We start from the raw sequence: 21,665 nt of genomic DNA, 5'->3' as shown, positions 1-21,665 counted from the left end.
GTCGCGCCGCCGCCCGCCATCGCGGATGCGCCTGCCGGCCCGGCGCGCGATCAGGCGATCCGCGACGCCTTGGACAAGCAGGCGCCCGACGACCGCCGCCTGGACGCGGTCGTCTTCCTGACCCGCGCGGACGGCAAGCCCGCCGCCCAGGTCTGGACCAGCCGGACCAATGACGACAACGTCGCCGGCTTCGTCCGCGACGCGCTGGGCGACGCTTATCGCGAGGACACGCTGGGCGCCGCCGGCGTGCCGTCGTCCGTCATCGCCGAGGTCGAGGCCTTCCGGCCCGAGGTGAAGGCCTTCTCCCCCAATGCGGCCAGCGGCGGCGAGGTGTCGCTGCGCGACCGGCTGCCGTCCTTCATCGGCCTGGGGGCCGGCTTCATCCTGTGGTCGCTGATCCTGACCGGCGCCTCCATCCTGCTGAACAGCGTGATGGAGGAGAAGTCGAATCGCATCCTGGAGATCCTGCTGTCCTCGGCGTCGGCCACGGAAATCCTGACGGGCAAGGTGCTGGGCGTGGCGCTTCTGACGCTGACGGTGCTGGGGGTCTGGGGCGGCATCGGCGCCTTCAGCCTGCTGTCCGCCGCGCCCGACGTCGCCGTGGACGTGGGCCAGGCCCTGTTGCGCGACGGCATGGTCTTCTACTTCGTCGCCTATATGGTCGGCGGCTATCTGATGTACGCGGTGCTCTTCGCGGCCGTCGGCGCCTTCTGCGAGACGCCGCGCGACGCCCAGACCCTGATGGGCCCGATCATGATGGTGCTGGTCGTGCCCATCCTGGTCATGCAGATGGCCCTGCGCACGCCCGACGCCATCGTGGTCAAGGTGCTGTCGTGGATCCCCTTCTTCACGCCCTTCCTGATGAGCGCGCGCGCGCCGGCCCATCCGCCCTTGATCGAGATCGTGCTGACGCTGATCGGCATGTTCGCTACCGCCGCCGTGATGGTGTGGATCGCGGGCCGCGCCTTCCGCGCGGGCGCCCTGTCGGACGTGAAGCTGAGCTGGAAGACTTTCGGCCGCGCCATCACGGGCCGGGCGTAGGCGACGAAAAAGGCCGCCTCCTTGCGGAGGCGGCCTTCAAATCCTGCGGCTTTCGCCTGGGCCTTTACCGGCCGCCGGGAACCCGGGGCTTCGGCGCGGGCAGCAGACCCTCGCGCTGGGCGCGCTTGCGGGCCAGCTTGCGAGCGCGACGGACAGCCTCGGCCTTTTGACGGGCGCGCTTTTCCGACGGCTTCTCATAGTGCACGTGGCGCTTCATTTCACGGAAGCTGCCTTCGCGCTGCATCTTCTTCTTGAGGGCTTTCAGCGCTTGATCGACGTTATTATCGCGAACGAAAATCTGTACCAGGTTGAACTCTCCTTTGGCCGCCCGCCGCGTCCTGTGAGGGAGACGGGCGAACAAAATAAAATCGTATTCCGCAAGCCGGGCTCTCGGATGAAGGCGCGCTGATACACGAGCCGCCCTGTCCTGTCCAGATCGTCGCGACCATTCTTGAAGGCTCGAAACGCCCGCGCCACAGGCGTATGGTCGGGCCATGACCGACAGCACCGACTGGGCCGAACAGACCGAACACGCCGTTCTGGACGCCGCGATCGCCCGCGCGCCCGGCCTGGGCTGGAACGCCCGGCTGGTCCGCGAAGCGTGCGAGGCGTGCGGCCTGTCGCTTGGCGACGAGGAGCTTTTGCTGCCCAATGGCGCACGCGACCTGGCCGCGCTGCTATCGCGCCGCCACGACGCCCGCGCGCTTGAGGCCCTGGGCGGGATCGACGCCAAGTCCCTGAAGATTCGCGAGCGAATCGCCCGCGCCGTGTCCGAACGGATGGAGGCGGGCGCCGCCGACCTGGAGGCCACGCGTCGCTGCGCCGCCTTCCTGGCGCTGCCGACCAACGCCGACCTGGGGCTGAAACTGGCGTGGGAGACCGCCGACCACCTCTGGCGCTGGGCCGGAGACGAAGCGACGGACTGGAACCACTATTCGAAGCGGACCATCCTGTCGGGCATACTCATCCCCGCCCTGACCATGCGCTGGTTCGAAGGCCGCGAGGCGGCGGAGGCCTTTGTCGCTCGCCGCATCGAGAACGTCATGGCCTTCGAGAAGTGGAAGGCGGGCAAGGACTTCGAGGCGCCGTTCCGGAAGGTCTTGGACACGCTGAGCCGGATGCGATACGGGCCGCGGGTCTAGACCGCCCCCAACACCCGGTTCACATGGGCCATCTTGCGACCCGGCCGCGCCTCGGCCTTGCCGTAGAGGTGGAGGCGTTCGTCGGCCTGGGCGGACAGGGCGCGCCACTGTTCGACTTCGTCGCCCAGCAGGTTCTTCATTTCGATCCGGGCGTGGGCCGACGTCGGTCCCAGCGGCCAGCCGGCGACGGCGCGGATATGCTGTTCGAACTGGTCGCAGACGCAGCCGTCCTGGGTCCAGTGGCCTGTGTTGTGGACGCGCGGCGCGATCTCGTTGACCAGAAGCACGTCGTCCCCCAGGTCGAACAGTTCGACCCCGATCACCCCCACGTAGTCCAGTCCGTCCAGAATGGCCTCGGCTATGGCGCGGGCGCGCACCTGCGTCTTTTCGTCGACGGGCGCGGGGGCCAGCGTGGTGCGCAGGACGCCGCCCTCATGCCGGTTCTCGCCGAGGGGATAGACCGCCATATGGCCGTCCCAGCCGCGCGCGGCGATGACCGACAACTCGCGCACGAAGGTCGCCTTGGCCTCCAGGATAGCCGCGCGACCGCCCAGGCTTTCCAGCGCGGCAGGGGCGTCCTCTATGGCGTGGATCCACACCTGGCCCTTGCCGTCATAGCCTTCGCGCCGGGTCTTCAACAGCGCCGGCAGACCCAGCGCCGTCAGGCCGACGACCAGGTCGTCCAAAGTGTCGACCACCGCGAAGTCCACCGTCGGGGCGCCGACGGCGTTCAGGAAGGTCTTCTCGTCCACCCGATCCTGCGACACCCGCAGCGCCGTCGGCCCCGGCGCGACCAGGGCGCCGGCCTCGGCCAGTCGCTCGATGGAGGCGGCGGGGACGTTCTCGAATTCGAACGTCACGACGTCCGCCGCGCGGCCCAGGGCGGTCAACGCCTCCGGGTCGTCATAGGCGGCGACGATCTGGCGCGCCGAAACCCGGCCAGCGGGGCTGTCGGCCTCGGGATCCAGGATCACTACGTCGAATCCCAGGCGCGAGGCGGCCTGGCTCAGCATGCGGCCCAGTTGGCCACCGCCCAAGATGCCGATGGTCGAACCGGGGGGAAGCGGCAGATCGGGCACTCAGTCCTCGACGGTTTCAGCGATGGAATCGGTCTGGGCGGCGCGGAAGGCGGCTAGGCGTTCGGCCAGGGCGGCGTCCGACAGCGCCAGAATCTGCGCCGCCAGTATCCCGGCGTTGGCGGCCCCCGCCTCGCCGATGGCCAGGGTGGCGACCGGAATTCCGGCGGGCATCTGGACGATCGACAGCAGGCTGTCCATGCCCTTGAGCGCCTTGGACTGAACCGGCACGCCCAGAACCGGCAGTTCCGTCATGGACGCGGCCATGCCCGGCAGGTGGGCGGCCCCCCCTGCCCCGGCGATGATGACCTTGAAGCCCTCGGCCTTGGCGCCCGTCGCGAACTGGACCAGCCGTTGGGGCGTCCGGTGCGCGCTGACGACCCGGGCCTGCCAACCGACGCCCAGTTGGTCCAGCCGATCGGCGGCCAGTTTCATCGTGGGCCAGTCGGACCGGCTGCCCATTATGATCGCCACCGGGGTTTCGGAAGTCGCCATGCGTTCGGGCCCCTCACGGAAAGGCGCCCGTTACAGCACGCGCGTTGCGCCCGCAACCAACGGCGTTAGCATTGCCTTGTCGCGCGACCGACTGAGTCGCGCTCCCCGGAGCCTTGCCGCCCCTTGACCGACGTGGCCGATATCGACCTGAACGCCGAGATCGAGCGCCTGCGCGCCGAGGTCGATCTGCTGCGCCGCCGCGCCGAGGCGGCGGAGGCGGCGGCCGATCATGACGTGCTGACGCCGGCGCTGAACCGGCGCGGATTCGTCGCGGTGATGCAGCGGACCATCGCCTATTGCCGCCGCCACCGCGTTCCGGCCGTGCTGCTCTATCTGGATCTGGACGGCTTCAAGGGCGTCAACGACCGTCTGGGTCACGCCGCCGGCGACGCAGCGCTGGTCCGCGTCGCCGAGCTGATGCTGGCCAACCTGCGGGAATCGGATGCGGTGGGCCGGCTCGGCGGTGACGAGTTCGCGCTCCTGATGCTGAACGCCGGCCTGGAGGAAGGACGCGCCAAGGCCCGCCAGTTGGCGGCAAGGCTGGAAGCCGAGCCGTTTGTCTGGAACGGCGACAGCGCGCCTTTGGGCGGCTCGTTCGGCGTGCGCGCCTGGGACGGCCACGCAGATCCCGAGGTCTGGCTGGCCGAGGCCGACGCCGCCATGTGGGTGCGAAAGAAGGGGCGCTGAGGCCCCTTCCGCGTCCGGCCTAAAGCGGCAGCCGCAGCTGAATTCCGCCCAGGTGGCTGTCGGCGTGGTCGCCGAAGCGGCCGCGATAGCCCACCGTCACCCGGACAGGCCCGACGTCGCCCTCGAAGCCCGCCGAGGCCAGGAACTGGCCGCCGAAGGGCTCCTCGATCTCCCGCTCCAGCACCTGGGCCGGATTGTTGCGAATACCGATGCGCATCGGGTCGGAACTGTCATCCAGCGCGTCTCGATAGCCGCCTTCGGCGAACAGGCCGAAGCCGCCCATTTCCGCCTCGGCGCGCAGGACGACTTCGCCGCTCAGGGCCTTCACCTCGCGGTCCTCATACTCATATTGCGCGGCCAGGCCCTGCTCGTAATAGCCGTCCACCTTGCTGGAGGTCCACGTGACCGCCGCGCGCGGGGAAAGCGCGACGCCGCCCAGATCGAACCAGGTTCCCGCCTGCACTCGCGCGCCGGTGCTGGTCGCCGTGGTTTCGGCGTTCTGCACGATCGGGCCCAGGCCGGTGATGCGCTTCATGTCGTCGATGTTGTCGCGCGCGGCCCCGACCACGCCGTTGACGAAGACGCCCGACGGCGACCGCCAGCCCGCGTACAGATCCAGGCCGAAGGTCTCGACTTCGAAGTTCAGGGCCTGGCTTTCCACATCCGTGACGCGCGCCGTGCCGGCCACGCCGAAGCGCCAGGCCTCGGACGGCCCCGCTTCCAGCGCGATCCGCCCGCCCCAGCCGTCGGACGAGGCGTCCGTCACCGCGCCGCGCGCGTCATAGTCGGCGCTGTCGACCATGGCCGAGCCCGTCAGGGACACGCCCGCGGTCCGGGCCTGACGGCCCGAGAACGCCGCGCTCGCCGCATCCAGCGCGTCCCCGCGATGGCGGAAGGTGGTTTCACCCGCCAGCGTCGCCTGCGAGCCGATGTCGGCATAGAACAGATAGTCGTTGGCCAGCCTCGCAATCAGTTGATGCCCGGTCGCGGTCGGATGCACGCCATCGAAGTAGAAATAGCTGGACGGGTTCGCGCAGACGGTTCGCGTCACCTCGTTGAAGCACGCCTCGGTGACGTTGCTGACGCCGAAGGCCTGCGGGTCCGCGGCGATCGCGTCGCCGATCCTGAACAGGTCCATCAGGATGATGTTGCTGCCCGGCCGGGCCGCAGCGGTCGCGGTCAGCTTGGTCATCAGCGTCGCGTTGAAGTTGCCGGCGGCGGCGTCCGCCAGACCGGCGGCGGGCGCGCCGGCGGGCGAACGGAACTGCGGCGTCAGGCTGAGCTTCGGCAGATTGGCCACCAGGATCGTGCCCGCCCCGGCCCCGGCCACCGTATTGACCAGGGTGTTGACGTTGGTGGAGGCGGTGTTGGTGACGGTGTTCATAAAGGCCAGAGGCGCGGTGGACGCGCCGGCCAGCGCCAGGGTCTGGAAGATGTCGTTGGCGCCGCCCAGCACGGTGACCAGGTCGCCCTCGCCGAAGCGTCCGCCCCGGCCGGTATAGGCGCCCAGTTGCGCTAGCATCCCCGGCGGGGGCGTGGTCGAGGCGTCGGTCCGCGAGCCGCCGAACGCATAGTTGATGCTGCCCGTGACCGGCCCGGTGAAGTTCGCGGCGTTGAAACCCAGCAGTTCGGTCCAGACCGGACCGCTGGAGAAGCGGCCCTGGAAGTATGGCGGCGAGGCGGGCGTCGTCCTTCCGGTCGCCAGATACAGGTTTCCGTTGTCGCTGAGGCTGTCGCCGAAGACGACCAGACGATCATAGGATTGCGCCGAGGCCGCGCCGGCGAAGGCGCAGGCGGCGAGCGCGAGGGCGGCGACGGCGCCGCCGGTGACGAAGCGTGGCATTTATTCCTCCCGCGGCCGTCATGATCGCGGCCGTTGCGGTCACTCTGCGCCTGTTCGCGCCAAGCGCAAGATGCCGCAAGGGAAGGTTTAATGCAGAGTACGGAACTTTAACGTGCCCGGCACCGTCCTCAGCACCCGCAACGCTTCGGGGTCGTAGTCGCGGTCCACGTCGGTGATGACGTAGCCGGTGCGTTCGTCGGTCTTCAGATGCTGACCCAGGATGTTGAGGCCGGCGGCGGCTAGCGCGCGGTTCAGCTCGGCCAGCACGCCCGGCTGGTTGCGGTGGATGTGCAGCAGTCGGTGCGCACCCGAAACCTCGGCCAGTTGGACGTTCGGCAGATTGACGCTGAAGGTGGTGTCGCCCCGGTTCAGATAGCCCAGCAGGCGTTCGGCCGCGAACTCGGCGATGGCCTCCTGCGCCTCCTCGGTCGAGCCGCCGATGTGCGGCGTAAGGATCATGTTCTTCAGGCCCTGCAGCGGGCTTTCGAACGGATCCGCATTGGTGCGGGGCTCCTCCGGGAACACGTCCACGGCCGCGCCCGCGACACGCCCCGCGCCCATGGCCTGGGCCAGGGCGCCGACGTCGACGACATGGCCGCGCGACAGATTGAGGAACAGCGCGCCTTCCTTCATCTGGGCGAACTGGGCCGCGCCGAAAATGGCGTTGTTCTCGCGCCGGCCGTCGACGTGCAGGGTCACCACGTCGCTCTCGGCCAAGAGCGCGTCCAGCGATCGCATCCGCCGCGCATTGCCCAGGGCCAGTCGCTCCGACAGGTCGTAAAACACCACCCTCATGCCCAGGTTTTCGGCCAGGACCGAAAGTTGGCTGCCGATGGCCCCATAGCCGACGATGCCCAGCGTCTTGCCGCGCAACTCCTTCGATCCTGTGGCGGACTTGTTCCACCGCCCCTGGTGCATGGCCGCCGACTTGTCGGGCACGTCGCGCATCAGCACGATCATCAGGCCGATGGCCAGTTCGACAACCGAGCGGGTGTTTGAATAAGGGGCGTTGAACACGGCCACGCCGTGGTCGGACGCCGCCTCCAGATCAATCTGATTGGTGCCGATGCAGAAGGCCGCGACGGCCATCAGGCGGTCCGCCGCCTCCAGCACGCGGCGGCTGACCGTGGTCTTGGAGCGAATGCCCAGGACGTGGACGCCCCGGATCGCCGCGATGAGATCGTCCTCGTCCAGGGCACCCTTGGCGGTTTCCACGGCATAGCCCGCCTCTTCCAGCCGTTCGACGGCGGCAGGGTGGATGTTCTCCAGCAGCAGCATCTTCATGCGGCTGCGTGGAAACGACCAGCGGCCCGCCAGCCCTTCGGCGTGCAGCACCTCGTCCAGCGAGGCGGCTTCGGCATCGGCAGCCTGGACCACCGCGGGGCGCCGCGCCACCTCGGTGAAGGCGTAGAAGACGTCGGCGGCGCCGGCGATCTTGACCTCTGCGTCATTCCACCCGTCGCCGACCATCACCACGCGTCCGGACAGCTTCAAGGCGTGAATCGCCGCCGGCTTGCCGTTGGCGTGCGACAGCGGATTGGCGTCGTCGACGCCCGTCACGCGACCCATATCGTCATAGGTCAGATCGTTGCACAGTACGCGATCGGGTTTGACGCCCAGGGCCTCCGCCACCGGCGCGATCACCTCGCGAAAGCCGCCCGAAATGATGATGACGCGGCCGGCGTTGGCCTGAAAGAACGCTTGGTTCCGGCGCACCGAGGCCGTCAGATGATCCAGCGCCCTCGCCGCCAGCGCCTTAACATGTTCGCGCGTCAACGGCAGCAGCGCCAGTCGCTGGCGCAGGGCGTCGCCGAAGGCGATCTCCCCCGCCATGGCCTGGTTCGTCAGGGTGGCGATCCGCGCGGCGACGGCCTGGCGATCCGACGCGTCCGCCAGGGCGATATCGGCCAGCGCCTCCAGCGTCTCGAAGTCCACCAGGGTCGAATCGAAGTCGAAGATCAGGGTCGGGCGCGCGCTCATGGCGCCCTCTTAGCCGCCTTCGCAGGCGCGGCAAAGCCGAGCGCTGCTGAGAGCGCTCGGCAGCGGAGCTGATTCATGCCGCCGATCGCCAGGATCAGGCGAAGGGCGGCATGGAAATATCAGAATCGCGCGATCCGGCGCACTTGGCTGTCAGGGCGGCGGCTTTCCAGCACGGCCGCGCCGACGACGGCGGCGATGGTGGCGACCGCCAGCAGGGCGCCCCCCTCCCGGCGATGGTCGCGAGCGTAGGCGCCCGCCTCGTCCACATGGCGGCGGGCGGCCTTGCCATGCTTCTTCAGCGCCTTCTTCGAACCCGACCGCGCCGAACGGAACCAGTCGTCGGCATGGTCGCGCGCATCGGCGGCGACGTCGGCGACCCGATGGCGGGCGCCGCGGGTGTAATCCCCGGCGCGCTCACCGAAATCCTCGGCCCCATGACGGAAGGCGTCGAGCGCGTCGTGGAAACGGCCGCGCAGTTCGGCGGTGTCGATCCATCCGCGCGGATCGACGCGGCTCTTCAGGCGCTGGTACCGTGTCGGGCCCGAACGTTGGGTCAGATAGACGGCGGCGGCCGTGCCGAGGATGATCAGCGCCAGCCCTCCGGCGGTGACGCCAGGGTGTTTGCGGGCTTCGGCGAGAGCGCTGAAATTTCGAACCATGGGGTAATGAACCTCTTCATCGAGGCCGTCCTCGGTCGGGTCGTAAAGCCCGTCGTCATACGGCTGGTACGCGGAACGACGGTCCCGCATGAGCGAAGGAGCGAACCGCGCGAAAAGAGGTTCCGCGATCCCCGGCAAAGCTGAGTAGAAAGACGCTATGACGCGCCCCCCGCCGCCCACGGTGATCTCGCGTATCGGGTGGCTGGCGCAGTACAGAATGGTGTCGGCGACCAGATGGGTGGCGTAAACCGGCTGGGGGTTCTGCACCGCCTGCCCCGTCAGGTTTCGGGCGTGGCGATTGTACGGCGTGTCGATCGCCGACGGCTTGACCAGGCTCAGGGCGATCGGGGACCGCTCGCGGATCAGCTCCATCCGCAAGGCGTTGGTGAACCCTTTCACGGCGTGCTTGGACGCGGAATAGACGCCTTGGACCGGCATCGGTGCGTCGGACAGGATGGAGCCGACGTTGATGATCGCACCGCCGCCGGGCCGCCCCCTGAGATGCTCGACCGCCACCATCGAGCCGTTCACCACGCCCCAGTAGTTGGTCTCGAACAGGCGTCTCTGGTCCTCCAGGGTCGTCTCGCGGATGGGACCGAATATCGACACGCCCGCATTGTTCACCCAGGTGTCGAAGCCGCCGAACAGGCGCTGGCACTTGTCCGCCGCAGCGGCCAGCGACTCATAGTCCGCCACGTCGGCGACGGACCAGGCGACCCGCGCGCCTTCGGCCTGAAGCTCCTCGCACAGGGCGCGCAGATCCTGTTCGCCTCGCGCGATCAGGAAGACGCAGGCCCCGGCGCGCGCCGCGCGTCGCGCTGTCGCCAGGCCGATGCCGGACGTTGCGCCGGTGACCACAACGGCCTGCTTGTTCAGCGGCTTCATGGTGGGTTTCACGCGCATCTCCTGCTGGGCTCGTTTCCACGCCGCCTCTGTGCCGAGGCGGATCTATCGGCGCTTTGTGCAGCCGATGGTGCAGCCTTGTCCAATCCGCAACGGGACGCCGCAGCCAGACGTTCCCTGCAGGACGACAGGGTCTTATCATCGCCGCTCCGGGCGCCTAAATAGCCGCGATCCCGAAATGACGACCAGCAAGGACGCCGCCGTGACTGATCACGCGCCCAATTTTTCCATTTCCGACGACCTGGCGGCCGCCTTCCAGATCGAGGGCTGGCCCGTGCGCGGCCGCCTGGTTCGCCTGGGCGCCGCCATCAACACGATCCTGGCCGCCCACGCCTATCCGGAGCCGGTGGCCGCCCTGCTGGGCGAGGCCTGCGCCCTCGCCGCCCTGATCGGCTCCAGCCTCAAGTTCGAAGGACGTCTGCTGGTCCAGGCCCAGGGTGACGGCCCGGTCCGCTATGTGGTCGCTGATTACGGCACGGACGGTTCGCTGCGCGGCTACTGCCGCTATGATCCGCAGGAGGTCGAGGCCGCCTCCGGGGGCTTCGCGCGGCCCGGCGCCCAGACCTTGCTGGGCAAGGGCGTGTTCATCATGACGCTGGACCGCGGCCCGGACTTCGAGCGCACGCAGGGCATCACCCCGATCGAGGGCGAAAGCCTGTCGCTGTGCGCCGAGCATTATTTCGAACAGTCCGAGCAGGTCCCCACCAAGGTCCGCCTGGCAGTCGGGTCGGTTCTGACCGAGGAAGGCGCACAGTGGCGCGCTGGCGGCGCCATGATCCAGGTCATCGCCGGCGACGCCGCGCGCGGCTCCACGGAAGAGGTCTGGGAACGGACCCGGGCGCTGTTCCACACCCTGGGCGACGACGAGCTGATCGACCCGACGATCAGTCCCGAGACCCTGCTGTTCCGCCTGTTCCACGAAGACGGCGTGCGGCTGGAGGACCCCCGCGCCCTGGCGGCGATCTGCCGCTGCTCCAAGGACCGCATCGCTTCGGTGCTGGCGTCGTTCGACCCGAAAGAGCGCCAGGACATGGTCGAGGACGACGGAAAGATTCGCGTCACCTGCGAATACTGCTCCACCGTCTATGCGCTGGAGCCCGACGAAGTGGTGGCGGCGCAGATCTGAGGCGTCGCCGCTCCGTCGTCAGACCAGCATGAAGACGACATTGCCGAAGATGTGCCTGGCCCCTGTCATGAGGCAGGGTAACGCCAGGCTCGCGCGTGCGGCTGGAACTCAGCCTTCCAGATCCAGCGAATAGCCGGCCGAGCGGACGGTGCGGATCGGATTGGCGCTGTCGTCGCCGATGGTCAACGCCTTGCGCAGACGTCCGACGTGGACGTCCACGGTGCGCGCCTCGACATAGACGTCAGAGCCCCACACGGCGTCCAGCAGCTGCTCGCGGCTGAACACCCGGCCCGGATGCTGCATGAAGTGGTCCAGCAGGCGGAACTCGGTCGGCCCCAGGTGCACCTCCTGGCCGGAGCGCTTCACCCGGTGCGACACGCGGTCGATGACGATGTCGCCGTGGTTCAACCGGTCGTCGGCCAGGCCGGGCCGGATGCGGCGCAGGACCGCGCGGATGCGCGCGATCAGCTCGACCATCGAGAAAGGCTTGGTCAGATAGTCGTCCGCGCCAGTGTCCAGGCCACGCACGCGGTCGCTCTCCTCGCCCCGCGCCGTCAGCATGATGATCGGCAGATTGCGCGTCTCGGCCTTGCCGCGGATGCGGCGGCAGACCTCAATGCCTGACAGCTTGGGCAGCATCCAATCCAGCAGCACCAGGTCGGGCAGCCGCTCCTCGACCTGGAGCATCCCCTCCTCGCCGTCGGAGGCGACGGTGACGTCGTAGCCTTCCTTCTCGAGATTGTACTGAAGCAGGGTCGCCAGCGCGTCCTCGTCTTCCATCACAAGGATATAGGGCTGCACGTCGGTTCTCCGGGCTCGGCTCAGTGCGTATCGGTTGACAGGTTGGGGGTCGGGGATTCGTCCTCGGCCGTCGGCATGGCGCGCGGACGGTCGCCGACGATCTCGTCGCCGGTGATCTCATAGTGGACCGTCTCGGCGATGTTGGTGGCGTGGTCGCCGATCCGTTCCAGGTTCTTGGCCATGAACAGCAGATGGGTGCAGGCGCCGATCGTGCGCGGGTCGCCCATCATGTAGGTCAGCAGTTCGCGGAACAGGGCGTTGTAGTGCTCGTCCACCTCGTCGTCGGTCTGCCAGACGGCGACGGCGCGGTCGATCTCGGAGGCGGTGTAGGCGTCCAGGACGTCGCGCAGGCGGTTCGACACCAGCCGGCCCATTCGCTCGATCGAGCGGGTCAGCGGTTGCATCGGCTCCACCTCGGCCAGGATCAACGCCCGCTTGGCGATGTTCTTGGCCAGATCGCCGGTGCGTTCCAGGTCCGAGGCCATCTTGATGGCGCCCAGCGTCTTGCGCAGGTCGCTGGCGACCGGCTGGCGCAGCGCGATCAGCCGGATCGCCTTCTTCTCGATATCGCGATGCAGCGCGTCCAGCTTCAGGTCGCGATCGACGACCGCGCGCGCCAGGGCGATGTCGCGTCGGGCGACGGAGTCGATGGCGTCCGCGACCTGGGCCTCGGCCAGGCCGCCCATGCGGGCGACCTCGGCCGTGATCTGGTTCAGTTCGTCGCCGTAGGCCTTGACCGTGTGCTGGTTCATCGGATTAGCCGAAGCGTCCCGTGATGTAATCGAGCGTGCGCCGCTCGCGCGGATTCTGAAAGATGGTCTCGGTGTCGCCGGTCTCGACCAGGCGGCCCATGTGGAAGAAGGCGGTGCGCTGCGACACCCGCGCGGCCTGGGCCATCGAGTGGGTGACGATGACGATGCAGAAGCGCTCGCGCAGTTCGTCGATCAGCTCCTCGATCCGCGCCGTGGCGATGGGGTCCAGGGCCGAGCACGGCTCATCCATCAGGATGACTTCCGGGTTCACGGCGATGGCCCGGGCGATCACCAGGCGCTGCTGCTGGCCGCCCGACAGCCCCATGGCCGAGGACTGCAGGCGGTCGGCGACCTCGTCCCACAGACCGGCGCGCTTCAGGGCGCTTTCGACGACGCCGTCCATCTCGGACTTGGCGCTGACGAGACCGTGGATCTTGGGCCCGTAGGCGACGTTTTCGTAGATCGACTTCGGGAAGGGGTTGGGACGCTGGAACACCATGCCGACGCGCGCGCGCAGCAGCACGGGGTCGATCGAACGATCGTTGATGTCCTCGTCGTCCATGGCGATCCGGCCGGTGACCTTGGCGCCGGCGATGGTGTCGTTCATGCGGTTCATGGTCCGCAGGAAGGTGGACTTGCCGCAGCCTGACGGGCCTATCAGGGCCGTGACAGTCTTGTCCGGAATGTCCAGCGAGACGTCGTACAGCGCCTGCTTGCCGTCATAGAAGACCGACACGTCACGCGCGGCGATCTTGATCGGCCCCTCGGGCGGGCTGTCGACCACGGTCGGCCCCGTGACGGGCTCGGCGTCTTCCAGACGCTGCTCGGTGCGGCCCTCGTTGCGGGCGGGGGTCGCCTGCGGCAGGACCTGTCCGCCCATGCGCGGCGCCTCGGTCGGATCGCCACCGTCGTTCTGGCCGTCGGGCGCGCGGAAAATACGGAATTTCATTCTCTTACCACCGACGCTCGAAGCGCCGCCTCAGGATGATGGCCGCAGCGTTCATCACGATCATGAAGGCCAGAAGCACCATGATCGCGGCGGCGGTGCGTTCGTGGAACGCTCGCTCCGACGCGTTCTCCCAGATGTAGATCAGCGACGGCAGGGCGCCGACGGGCTGGTCGATGGCGTGCGGCACGCCGGGCACGAAGCTGACCATGCCGATCAGCAGCAGCGGCGCGGTCTCGCCCAGGGCGTGGGCCATGGAGATGATGGCGCCGGTCATGACGCCGGGCATCGCCAGCGGCAGGACGTGGCTGAACACGGTCTGGGTCTTGGACGCGCCCATGGCCAGAGCCGCCTCGCGGATCGACGGGGGCACCGCCTTCAGCGCCGAGCGCGTGGCGATGATCAGGGTCGGCAGGGCCATCAGCGCCAGCACCAGACCGCCGACGATGGGGCTGGCGCGCGGCAGGTGCATCCAGTTGATGAACAACGCCAGACCCAGCAGGCCGTAGACGATCGAAGGCACGGCCGCGAGGTTGTTGATGTTGACCTCGATGATGTCGGTCCAGCGGTTCTTGGGCGCAAACTCTTCCAACCAGACGGCGGCGCCGACGCCCAGCGGGATGGCGATCAGGGCGGTGACCATCAGCATCAGGGCCGAACCGACGACGGCGCCCAGGACGCCGGCGACCTCGGGCTGGGTCGAATCGCCGTTGGTGAACAGGGCGGTGTTGAAGTGCGAACCGACCACGCCTTCGGCCTGCATCCGGTCCAGCCAGGCGATCTGGCGGTCGTTCAGGCGGCGCTGCTCCTGCGGCACGTCGCGGGAGATCTCGCCCTTGAGGTAGAGGTCGGCGTCGTCGGACAGCGGCGCGGCCAGCGGCACCGTCTCGCCAATGACGTCGGAACGGCTGGCGACCAGGTCGGCGGCGACGAACTTGAGCTCGGACGAGAACAGGTTGCGCATGTCGCGCGACACGTCCCCCCGCGCATCGTCGGCGATTCCCCAACGCGCCAGTTGCTGTTCGGCGGCCAACTGCTCGAAGTTGGTGCCTTGCGGATAGGCGCGATCGACCCGCGCGGGGTCCATGTAGACCGGCACCGTCACCGTGTGGGTGTAGAAGGCCGTATGACCCTGCTCGAAGATCCGTCCCAGCAGGATGACCAGGAAGACCACGGCCGCGCCGATGGCCAGTTGGCCGTACAGCTTGAACCGCTTCTCGCGTGCATGGCGCCGCTTCAGGCCGGAGCGCAGGCGCGCAAGGCGCTTGTCCGCGGCCGCGCCGATCTGTTCGGGGCTCGCGTCAGTCATACTGCTCTCGGTAGGTCTGGACGATGCGCTGGGCGACGATGTTCAGCATCAGGGTGACCAGGAACAGGGTCAGGCCCAGTCCAAAGGCCGACAGGGTCTTGGCGCTGTTGAACTCCTGGTCGCCGGTCAGAAGAGTGACGATCTGCACCGTCACGGTCGTGACCGTGTTCAGCGGATTGAGCGTCAGATTAGCGGCCAAGCCGGCCGCCATGGTCACGATCATGGTCTCGCCGACCGCGCGCGACACCGCCAGCAGCAGGGCGCCGGCGATGCCCGGCAGGGCGGCCGGCAGCAGCACGCGCTTAACCGTTTCGGACTTGGTGGCGCCCATCGCAAAGGATCCGTCGCGCAGGCTTTGCGGCACAGCGTTCAGAATATCGTCCGACAGGGACGACACGAACGGGATCAGCATGATGCCCATCACGGCGCCGGCGGTCAGCGCCATCTGGTTCTGGACCAGCGCCAGATACTGGCCCAGCCCGTCAAGCGGGCCGCCGATCAGGAACAGGCCGATCTCGTTGAAGAACACCCGCAGGGCCGGCCCGACGGTCAGGGCCGCGAAGAAGCCGTAGACCACCGTCGGCACGCCGGCCAGGATCTCCAGCACCGGCTTGATCACGGCGCGCGAGGTGCGCCCGGCGTATTCCGACAGATAGATGGCCGACAGCAGGCCGATCGGGGCGGCGACCAACATGGCGATCAGCATGATCAGGAAGGTGCCCGCGAACAGCGGAACGGCCCCGAACGCCCCGGTCGACCCAACCTGGTCGGCGCGGATCGCCACCTGCGGGCTCCACTGCGTGCCGAACAGGAACTCGCCGACCGGAACGTACTGAAAGAAGCGGAAGGCGTCGAACGCCAGCGAGGCGATGATGCCGACCGTGGTCAGCACCGCGACGGCGGAACAGACGAACAGCGCGCCCCAGACCCAGCCCTCGACCCGATTGCGGGCGCGGACCTGAGGGCGGATCTGGGTGTAGGCGAACAGGCCGCCGATGAGCGCGGCCAGCACAGCGGCGATGGCGCCGCCCCACTGAAGCGTTCTTTCCACGCGCACCATACGGCGCGCCTCGACCGGCAGCTGTTCGGCCAGGGGGCGTTCCCAGATCTGCAGGGCGGGCTCGCCGCGGCCCAGCCGGTGGGCGTCGGCGAAGAAGGCCTCACGACGGAAAGGCTCCAGCGCGGCGACGCTGTCCGGCGTTCCTGCGGTGGTCAGCTGCCGCTCCAGCGGCGCGGCGAAAACGCCGGCAAGCAGCAGCACCAGCAGCGCAGGCGCGGCGACCCAGATCAGGGCGTAGGCGCCGTGCTGGCCGGGGCGCGAATGCGCGCGGACGCCCTGGAATCGCCTCTGCGCAAGGGCGCGCGCGCCGATGAAGGCGGCCGCGCCGAGCGCCACAAGGATCAGCAGGGAAAACCAGATCATTCGGGGTCCGGGACGGGCATGCGCGAATCGTCGAGGCGCCCGGAAAATCCGGGTTCAACGTGGCGCGTCTTCTGCCCGCGAATGGTCAGCGGATTAAGACGGCTTCGTGACAGTTCGGTTACAGCGCCAGCGGGTCGAGGTCGGCCGGTCGAGGCGACGCGACGTCGGTCCGCCGTTCGCTCGCCATCGGAAACCATGCGGTGAAGGCGGCCCCCAGGCCGGGCGCGCTTTCGACCACCAGCCCGCCCTGGTGGCGGTTCATGATGTGCTTGACGATCGCCAGCCCCAGGCCCGTGCCCTGGCGATCGCCGCTCTTCTGGCCTTCGACGCGGTAGAACCGCTCCGTCAGGCGGGGCAGGTGCTCGCGCGCCATGCCGGGGCCATGGTCCCGCACCGTCACGGCGGCGTAATGAACGCCGCCGGCGCGATCGGGGGTCACCAGCGGCAGTCGCGTGGCGCCCGGCATCCGTGAGGCCCAGGCCTCTTCGAACGACAGATCGGCGCGCACCGTGATCTCGACCGTTCCGCCCACGGGCGAGTATTTCACCGCATTGTCGAGCAGGTTCTGGACCACCTGAACGATCTCGTCGCGATCGCCGCTGACCGACGCCCTCGCCTCTCCCTGATCCAGGGCGATGGCGACCTCCTTGGCCTGGACGATCACACTGACGGCGTCGACGACGTCACCGGCGGCGCGGTCCAGATCGACGCGGCCCGACGGCGGAATGTGCTCGTTGAGCTCGATCCGGCTGAGCGAGAGCAGGTCCGCGACCAGCCGGCTCATCCGGTCCGCCTGGGCCGCCATGATGTCCAGGAACCGATCCCGCGCGACGACATCATCGCGCGCATGGCCTTTCAGCGTTTCGATGAAGCCGCTGAGCGAGGCCAGCGGCGTGCGCAGCTCGTGGCTGGCGTTGGCGAGGAAATCGACTCGCATCATCTCCATGCGCCGCACGTCGGTCTCGTCACGCAGCACGACCAGCGCCAGGCCGTCGGCGCCCTGTCCCCCCAGCGGCCGGGTCCAGGCGCGCCAGCGCCGGTCCCTCTGCCCGCCCGTCGTATAGTCGGTCGCCCGAGCCACCCCGCCGAACAGGGCTTCGTCCACCGCCTCCAGCACGCCGGGCTCCCGGATCACCTGGACCAGCAAACCGCCCTGCCGCTGGATGCGCAGCAGGTCGCGAGCGGCCTGGTTGGCGATCACGATGCGCCGACCGGCGATGTCGTCGGGTTCTCCGCCGCTGACGATCAGAACGGGATCTTCCAGGGCCTCGAAAACCCGGTCGAGCAGGTCGGCGGACGCCACGGCGGGGGCGGCGTCCATCGCTTCGTCCAGACGAACCGGCTCGATCTCGGCCAGCCGCACCGGCGTATTGAGCAACCACGCTGAGCCCGTCACCACGACCGCACCGCCAATCAGCCACGGCGCCAGCGGGGGGTGCAGCACCGCCAGACTGAGCATCACGGCGACGGCGATCGCCACGGTGGCGCCGATCGTCCACAGGCGCGAAGTGGACGTCGGCGCGACCGGCGATGGCGAAACCTCATAGGGCATGGCAGGCGCGAATCCGAAGAGCAGCGGTTGAGCGGTCATCCTTGCACGGATTTCATGACGGCGCGCCGACAGTGGGAAGGCCGTAAACCTCAGCGCCGCACCTTTTCTTTAGGACTTTCGGCGAAGCTGTCATTCTGGGAAGGGGGCGCCGTGGATAGGGTTCTGCAAAGCCTGACCGAAAGTCATGACTGGCGCCTGATCGCGCTGGCCGCGACCGTGTGCGTCGTGGGGCTCAGCACCGCCTTCTGGTTGATGAACCGGGCGTGGACCTGGGGCGGCGCACGGGGCCGGCGCCCGGGCCGTCTGGCGGCCGTGACCGCCGCCGCTTCGGTCTGGTCCACGCACTGTCTGGTGATGCAGAGCTATGTCGCCGGTCTCGACGAGGCCGTGACCTATGACTTGGCGCTGACCCTGACCTCTTTCGTGCTCTGCATCGGCGCGGTGGCGCTGGGCATCGGCGTGTCCTTCCTGGAGGACAGCCGCCGCATGAAGGCCGCGGGCGGCACGGTGGGCATCGTCGGCGTCGGCGTCATGCATTACGTCGGCCTTGCCGGATTGCGCGCGCCCGCGACGCTGGAGTGGAACCCCTGGGTGATCGCGCTGTCGGTGGTCGTCGCCGTCGCCATCTCCGCCACGGCCGGATACCTCTACCGCCGGGGGGCCGCCCGCCGCCTGGCGGCGCTTGCGCTGGCCAACGCCGGCGCGATCCTGGTGCTGCATCTGCTGGCCCTGTCCGCCGTGACGCTGACGCCGGACGCCGGACGGCCTTACTCGCCTGGCCTTTCGCCCGAAATCGTCAACACCCTGACCCTGGTCGCCGTGATCGGCATAGGCTGGGCCGTCGGGCTGGCCGCCTGGATGAACCACCTTTCGCGCACGGGCGCGCTTCGTCAGCTGCGCGAGGCGGTCGACGCCATGCCCGACGGGCTGGCCTTCTACGATTCGAATGATCGGCTCGTGCTGTGGAACGCGCGCTACGCCGAGGTGAATAGCGAACTGGAAACCCAGCTGTCCGTCGGGCTGTCCTTCCGCGACATCCTGCAAATCGGCCTGGACGAAGGCCGCTACGACGAAGCCGTCGGGCGTGAGGCGGAATGGATGGCCGAGCGGCTGGCCCAGCGCCGCAAGCCGTCCGCCACCCTGGAACAACGTGTACTGGGCGATCGCTGGCTGAGGGTGCAGGATCGCCGTACGGCCGAGGGCGGCGTGGTCACGGTCTGCACCGACATCACGGACCTGAAGCGCGATGCAGCCGCCCTGGTCGAGGCCCGTGACGCCGCCCAGACCGCGAATGTCGCCAAGAGCCAGTTCCTGGCCAATATGAGCCACGAGATCCGCACGCCGCTGAACGGCGTGATCGGCCTGACCCAGGCCTTGGCCAAGACGGAACTCGACGCCGAGCAACGCGAGATGCTGGACCTGATCCAGTCGTCGGGCCGCAGCCTGCAGACCCTGCTGAGCGACATTCTGGATCTGGCGCGCGTCGAATCCGGGAAGCTGGAGTTGACGGAAGACGCCTTCCACCTGGCCGGCGCCGTGCGCGAAGCCGCGCAGCTCTACGCCGAGAACGCCCGCGAGAAGCACCTCGACTTCAATGTCGACATCGACGTGGACGAAGGGATGTGGGTGCGTGGCGACGCAGTCCGCCTGAAGCAGGTGCTCACCAACCTGATCTCCAACGCCGTGAAGTTCACCACGCGCGGCTTCGTCAGCGTGACCGTCCAGATGGGGCCCGAGCGGCATGGCGTCCCCACCTTGCGCTTCGCGGTGGAAGACACAGGCCTTGGGTTTGACGCGGCGACGCGCGCCCGTCTGTTCAAGCGGTTCGAGCAGGCCGACGGCGGCATCACGCGCAAGTTCGGCGGATCGGGCCTGGGCCTGTCGATCTGCCGTCAGTTGGCGGACATGATGGGCGGCGACCTGGATTGCGAGAGCGAGCCCGGCGGCGGGTCCTCGTTCATACTGACGCTGCCGCTGAACCGCTGTGACGCGCCCGAGGCGTCGGCCTCGCCGGTAGCGGCGGCCGTACCGGTGATCTCGCGCATTACGAAGGTGCTCGTGGCGGACGATCATCCGACCAACCGCCGCGTCATCGAACTGATCCTGGCCCAGGCTCCGGTTCAGATCGTGATTGCCGAGAACGGCGCCGAGGCGGTCGAGGCCTTCCGTCGCCACGACTTCGACCTAGTCCTGATGGACATGCAGATGCCTGTGATGGACGGTCTGACCGCCACCCACGAGATTCGCCTGCACGAAGCGGCCATGGGGGCCCCGCGCACGCCGATCGTGATGCTGACGGCCAACGCCATGCCCGAGCATATCGCCGCCGGCCGCGCGGCCGGGGCCGACCGCCACCTGGCCAAGCCTTTCAATGCCGCAGAACTGCTGGCGATGGTCGCCGATCCGGCCGCAGTGGTCCAGGATCAGGCGCAGGCCGCCTGAAACGCGGCCATAGGCGGTTGCGCGCCCGACGCGATGCGTGTAATAGCCCGCGCTCTTGAATTCGAGGGTTCACACCCCCCGCCGCGCGGGCCCTTCCGTCAGCGCGGCGTTACCGTTGTTTGTTGAGGCAGCCAGATGGCCGAGATCATTCTGAACGTGGACGTCCGCGAAGGCGTCGGCACCGGCGGCGCCCGCGCCACGCGTCGCAGCGGCGCCGTGCCGGGCATCCTGTACGGCGGCGACAAGGCCCCCGTCGCCATCTCCGTGAACGAAAAGGACTTCCGCAAGTCCCTCTACACCGGAAAGCTGCTGGGCCACCTGGTGACGCTGAAGTACGGCGACGAGACCCAGCCGGTCATCGCCAAGGACGTGCAGTTCGACCCGGTGTCGGACCGTCCGGTGCACTTCGACCTGATGCGCGTCGACGCCAAGGGCGACATCAAGATCGCGGTTCCGGTCCACTTCAAGAACGCCGATGAAGCGCCGTTCTCGCGTCAGGGCGGTTCGCTGGAAGTCGTGCGCCACGAAGTCGAGATCTCGGTCCGCGCCGACCAGATCCCGGAAGAACTGGTCGTCGACCTGGCGAAGGCTCAGATGGGCGACACCATCCGCATGTCGGACATCACGCTGCCCAAGGGCGCTTCGGCCACCATCACCGACCGCGACTTCGTGATCGCCACGATTAAGGTTTCGTCCGCTGCTCTGTCGGCCGCCGCCGATGAGGCCGCCGAGGCCGCGCCGTCCGAGACGACCGAAGACTGAGCCTTTGGTTCAATCGACAAGGTCAGGCCCCGCCCGGTTCGTCCTGGCGGGGCTTTTCTTTGCCCGACGCAAGCGGCATGAGGACGCCATGATCATCATCGCGGGGCTCGGCAATCCGGGCGCGAAGTACGAAAAGAACCGGCACAACATCGGCTTCATGGCGGCCGACGAGATCGCGCGGCGCTGGCGCTTCGGTCCCGAGCGGGCCAAGTTCCAGTCGATCGTTTCGGAGGGCGAGGTCGACAGCGCCGAGGGGCCGGTGAAGGTCCTGCTGATGAAGCCCCAGACCTATATGAACGAAAGCGGCCGCGCGGTGGGCGAAGCGGCGCGGTTCTACAAGATCAAGCCGTCCGAAGTGATCATCTTCCATGACGAGATCGACCTGGCCCCGGGCCGGTTCCGCATGAAGACCGGCGGCGGCGCGGCAGGCCAGAACGGCGTCCGCTCGCTGATCAGCCATCTGGGCGCCGACTTTCGCCGCGCGCGCATGGGCATCGGCCATCCCGGCGACAAGGCGATGGTCATGCCGCACGTGCTGGGCGACTTCCATAAGGCCGAGCAGCCTTGGCTGAACGCCCTGCTTCAGGCCTGCGCCGACGCCCTGCCCTTTGCAGCGGCGGGCGACGACGAGCGCTATCAGGGCGAGGTGATGCGTCTGGCTCCGGCGCCGAAATTCAGCCCCCGCCAGGCCGCACGCGGCGAACTCTAGGCCGGCCCATGACCGTC

General features: G+C 68.4%; 19 protein-coding genes and 1 pseudogene. 7 read left to right on the top strand and 13 right to left on the bottom strand.

The window, feature by feature from the left end; translation table 11 throughout:
- Positions 1–1,041 (top strand): ABC transporter permease (locus ACE3PU_RS12735; RefSeq protein WP_374390338.1); only part of this gene is annotated, 1,041 nt, incomplete at its 5' end.
- A gap of 64 nt (positions 1,042–1,105) precedes the next feature.
- On the opposite strand, the gene rpsU is transcribed toward ACE3PU_RS12735, so the two are convergent.
- Positions 1,106–1,348, bottom strand: a complete 243-nt coding sequence (rpsU, locus tag ACE3PU_RS12730; protein WP_087120183.1) for a 30S ribosomal protein S21 — start codon at positions 1,346–1,348, stop codon at positions 1,106–1,108.
- 187 nt (positions 1,349–1,535) lie between these two features.
- On the opposite strand from rpsU, the gene ACE3PU_RS12725 reads away from it, so the two are divergent.
- Positions 1,536–2,183: a COQ9 family protein gene (locus ACE3PU_RS12725; RefSeq protein WP_374390336.1), complete on the top strand. Its 648-nt coding sequence runs from the start codon at positions 1,536–1,538 to the stop codon at positions 2,181–2,183.
- Here ACE3PU_RS12725 and ACE3PU_RS12720 read toward each other — a convergent pair.
- Positions 2,180–3,262, bottom strand: a complete 1,083-nt coding sequence (locus ACE3PU_RS12720) for a 5-(carboxyamino)imidazole ribonucleotide synthase (RefSeq protein WP_374390334.1) — start codon at positions 3,260–3,262, stop codon at positions 2,180–2,182. The genes ACE3PU_RS12725 and ACE3PU_RS12720 overlap by 4 nt on opposite strands.
- Positions 3,263–3,754: a 5-(carboxyamino)imidazole ribonucleotide mutase gene (purE, locus tag ACE3PU_RS12715; RefSeq protein WP_374390332.1), complete on the bottom strand. Its 492-nt coding sequence runs from the start codon at positions 3,752–3,754 to the stop codon at positions 3,263–3,265.
- Positions 3,755–3,886: 132 nt separating this feature from the next.
- On the opposite strand from purE, the gene ACE3PU_RS12710 reads away from it, so the two are divergent.
- The gene (locus tag ACE3PU_RS12710) at positions 3,887–4,441 is read left to right on the top strand and encodes a GGDEF domain-containing protein (protein ID WP_374390348.1); all 555 of its coding nucleotides are present in this window, start codon (positions 3,887–3,889) and stop codon (positions 4,439–4,441) included.
- Between the two features lie 19 nt (positions 4,442–4,460).
- Here ACE3PU_RS12710 and ACE3PU_RS12705 read toward each other — a convergent pair whose 3' ends face one another.
- The 4 genes and pseudogenes from ACE3PU_RS12705 to ACE3PU_RS12690 form a co-directional block, all read right to left on the bottom strand.
- On the bottom strand, positions 4,461–6,284 hold the full coding sequence (locus ACE3PU_RS12705) for an autotransporter domain-containing protein (RefSeq protein WP_374390329.1): 1,824 nt from the start codon (positions 6,282–6,284) through the stop codon (positions 4,461–4,463).
- 87 nt (positions 6,285–6,371) lie between these two features.
- Positions 6,372–7,601, bottom strand: a complete 1,230-nt coding sequence (serA, locus tag ACE3PU_RS12700; protein WP_374390346.1) for a phosphoglycerate dehydrogenase — start codon at positions 7,599–7,601, stop codon at positions 6,372–6,374.
- Positions 7,602–7,736: 135 nt separating this feature from the next.
- Positions 7,737–8,264: pseudogene (locus ACE3PU_RS12695) on the bottom strand (HAD-IB family phosphatase); the annotation flags it as partial.
- A gap of 119 nt (positions 8,265–8,383) precedes the next feature.
- A complete protein-coding gene (locus ACE3PU_RS12690) occupies positions 8,384–9,826 on the bottom strand; it encodes an SDR family oxidoreductase (protein WP_374390327.1) in 1,443 nt (480 codons plus the stop codon).
- Positions 9,827–10,028: 202 nt separating this feature from the next.
- Here ACE3PU_RS12690 and ACE3PU_RS12685 point away from each other — a divergent pair, with 202 nt between their 5' ends.
- Positions 10,029–10,952, top strand: coding sequence for an Hsp33 family molecular chaperone (locus ACE3PU_RS12685; RefSeq protein ID WP_374390344.1), 924 nt, complete (start codon positions 10,029–10,031; stop codon positions 10,950–10,952).
- Positions 10,953–11,060: 108 nt separating this feature from the next.
- Here ACE3PU_RS12685 and phoB read toward each other — a convergent pair whose 3' ends face one another.
- The 6 genes from phoB to ACE3PU_RS12655 form a co-directional block, all read right to left on the bottom strand.
- Positions 11,061–11,753 (bottom strand): phosphate regulon transcriptional regulator PhoB, encoded by a 693-nt coding sequence (gene phoB, locus ACE3PU_RS12680; RefSeq protein WP_374390325.1) that lies wholly within the window; start codon positions 11,751–11,753, stop codon positions 11,061–11,063.
- Positions 11,754–11,773: 20 nt separating this feature from the next.
- Positions 11,774–12,505 (bottom strand): phosphate signaling complex protein PhoU, encoded by a 732-nt coding sequence (phoU, locus tag ACE3PU_RS12675; RefSeq protein ID WP_249750862.1) that lies wholly within the window; start codon positions 12,503–12,505, stop codon positions 11,774–11,776.
- Positions 12,506–12,509: 4 nt separating this feature from the next.
- The gene (pstB, locus tag ACE3PU_RS12670; RefSeq protein ID WP_374390322.1) at positions 12,510–13,454 is read right to left on the bottom strand and encodes a phosphate ABC transporter ATP-binding protein PstB; all 945 of its coding nucleotides are present in this window, start codon (positions 13,452–13,454) and stop codon (positions 12,510–12,512) included.
- A gap of 4 nt (positions 13,455–13,458) precedes the next feature.
- Positions 13,459–14,760 (bottom strand): phosphate ABC transporter permease PstA, encoded by a 1,302-nt coding sequence (gene pstA, locus ACE3PU_RS12665; RefSeq protein ID WP_374390320.1) that lies wholly within the window; start codon positions 14,758–14,760, stop codon positions 13,459–13,461.
- A complete protein-coding gene (gene pstC / locus ACE3PU_RS12660) occupies positions 14,753–16,183 on the bottom strand; it encodes a phosphate ABC transporter permease subunit PstC (protein ID WP_374390318.1) in 1,431 nt (476 codons plus the stop codon). The genes pstA and pstC overlap by 8 nt, the downstream gene beginning before the upstream one ends.
- 118 nt (positions 16,184–16,301) lie before the next feature.
- Entirely contained in the window at positions 16,302–17,735 is a 1,434-nt protein-coding gene (locus tag ACE3PU_RS12655; protein WP_374390342.1) for a sensor histidine kinase, read from the bottom strand.
- A gap of 150 nt (positions 17,736–17,885) precedes the next feature.
- On the opposite strand from ACE3PU_RS12655, the gene ACE3PU_RS12650 reads away from it, so the two are divergent.
- The 3 genes from ACE3PU_RS12650 (at position 17,886) to pth (ending at position 21,648) form a co-directional block, all read left to right on the top strand.
- Entirely contained in the window at positions 17,886–20,177 is a 2,292-nt protein-coding gene (locus ACE3PU_RS12650) for an ATP-binding protein (protein WP_374390316.1), read from the top strand.
- Between the two features lie 135 nt (positions 20,178–20,312).
- Positions 20,313–20,939, top strand: coding sequence for a 50S ribosomal protein L25/general stress protein Ctc (locus tag ACE3PU_RS12645; protein ID WP_374390313.1), 627 nt, complete (start codon positions 20,313–20,315; stop codon positions 20,937–20,939).
- An 88-nt stretch (positions 20,940–21,027) separates the two neighbouring features.
- On the top strand, positions 21,028–21,648 hold the full coding sequence (gene pth / locus ACE3PU_RS12640; protein ID WP_374390311.1) for an aminoacyl-tRNA hydrolase: 621 nt from the start codon (positions 21,028–21,030) through the stop codon (positions 21,646–21,648).
- Positions 21,649–21,665 lie beyond the last annotated feature (17 nt).

The organism is Brevundimonas sp. (assembly GCF_041911375.1).
Classification (GTDB): domain Bacteria; phylum Pseudomonadota; class Alphaproteobacteria; order Caulobacterales; family Caulobacteraceae; genus Brevundimonas.
Note: the sequence above shows the minus strand (reverse complement) of the source record. Positions and strands in the feature narration are given on the sequence as shown.

Excerpts from the sequence above, each read along its gene's own strand:
- pstB (WP_374390322.1), bottom strand. The coding sequence starts at position 13,454 with ATGAAATTCCGTATTTTCCGCGCGCCCGACGGCCAGAACGACGGTGGC.
- ACE3PU_RS12655 (WP_374390342.1), bottom strand. The coding sequence starts at position 17,735 with ATGCCCTATGAGGTTTCGCCATCGCCGGTCGCGCCGACGTCCACTTCG.
- ACE3PU_RS12705 (WP_374390329.1), bottom strand. The coding sequence starts at position 6,284 with ATGCCACGCTTCGTCACCGGCGGCGCCGTCGCCGCCCTCGCGCTCGCC.
- ACE3PU_RS12645 (WP_374390313.1), top strand. The coding sequence starts at position 20,313 with ATGGCCGAGATCATTCTGAACGTGGACGTCCGCGAAGGCGTCGGCACC.
- pstC (WP_374390318.1), bottom strand. The coding sequence starts at position 16,183 with ATGATCTGGTTTTCCCTGCTGATCCTTGTGGCGCTCGGCGCGGCCGCC.
- pstA (WP_374390320.1), bottom strand. The coding sequence starts at position 14,760 with ATGACTGACGCGAGCCCCGAACAGATCGGCGCGGCCGCGGACAAGCGC.
- ACE3PU_RS12690 (WP_374390327.1), bottom strand. The coding sequence starts at position 9,826 with ATGCGCGTGAAACCCACCATGAAGCCGCTGAACAAGCAGGCCGTTGTG.
- phoU (WP_249750862.1), bottom strand. The coding sequence starts at position 12,505 with ATGAACCAGCACACGGTCAAGGCCTACGGCGACGAACTGAACCAGATC.
- ACE3PU_RS12725 (WP_374390336.1), top strand. The coding sequence starts at position 1,536 with ATGACCGACAGCACCGACTGGGCCGAACAGACCGAACACGCCGTTCTG.
- purE (WP_374390332.1), bottom strand. The coding sequence starts at position 3,754 with ATGGCGACTTCCGAAACCCCGGTGGCGATCATAATGGGCAGCCGGTCC.
- pth (WP_374390311.1), top strand. The coding sequence starts at position 21,028 with ATGATCATCATCGCGGGGCTCGGCAATCCGGGCGCGAAGTACGAAAAG.